The organism is Caballeronia choica (assembly GCF_001544535.1).
Lineage (GTDB): Bacteria > Pseudomonadota > Gammaproteobacteria > Burkholderiales > Burkholderiaceae > Caballeronia > Caballeronia choica.
In genome coordinates, this window is the sequence record NZ_FCON02000537.1 from 1 (window position 1) to 839 (window position 839).

At 70.0% G+C, this 839-nt stretch carries 1 protein-coding gene; it reads right to left on the bottom strand.

Annotation, left to right across the window (positions count from 1 at the left end):
* Positions 1–839, bottom strand: an 839-nt coding sequence (locus AWB68_RS45570) for a chloride channel protein (RefSeq protein WP_143282083.1), incomplete at both ends; no start/stop codon positions are given.

An 839-nucleotide genomic window follows, 5' to 3' on the forward strand; every position in this document is an offset into this window, starting at 1 on the left:
AGCAGGTCGCCGATCACGTCGTAGCCGACGCCGAGCGCGCGCGGCTCGATATATCCGCCGATGCCGACGACCAGTCCGCCGATAGCGGGCCACCACATCCAGTGGATCGGCAGCTTGCCGAACAGGTCCTCGGTCTTGTAGAGCGCGGCCGAGAGCCCCGACGCGAGCGCGCCGGACAGCAGCCCCGCGATCACGCACGACACGAGCGAGAGCCCGCCCGGCGGCGCGGTGACGAGCGGGAAGAGCGGTCCCTGACCGAAGAACGCGACGCGCGCGAACCCGGCCACCGCGCACGCCAGCGCGACCGGCAGGAAACTGCGCGGCCGCCATTCGAACAGCAGCAGTTCGACGGCGAGCAGCACCGCCGCGACCGGCGTGCCGAACACCGCGGTCATGCCGGCGGCGGCGCCGGCGACGAGCAGCGTCTTGCGTTCGGCGGAGGTGAGTTTCACGCACTGCGCGATCAGCGAGCCGAGCGCGCCGCCCGTCATGATGATCGGGCCTTCGGCGCCGAACGGCCCGCCGCTGCCGATCACGATCCCCGACGACAGCGGCTTGAGCACCGCCACCTTCGGCGACATGCGGCTCTTGCCGAACAGGATCGCTTCGATCGCTTCGGGGATGCCGTGGCCGCGGATCTTCTCCGACCCGTAGCGCGCCATGAGTCCGACGATGAGCCCGCCCGTCACCGGCACGACGAGCACCCAAAGCCCGAGCGTGTTGTGCGCGGGCGAGCGGTCGGCGAACGAGAAACTGCCGAAGAAAAACAGGTTCGTGAACAGGTGGATCAGGCCGAGCAGCACGAACGCCGCGCACGTGCTGATACCGCCGATCACCGC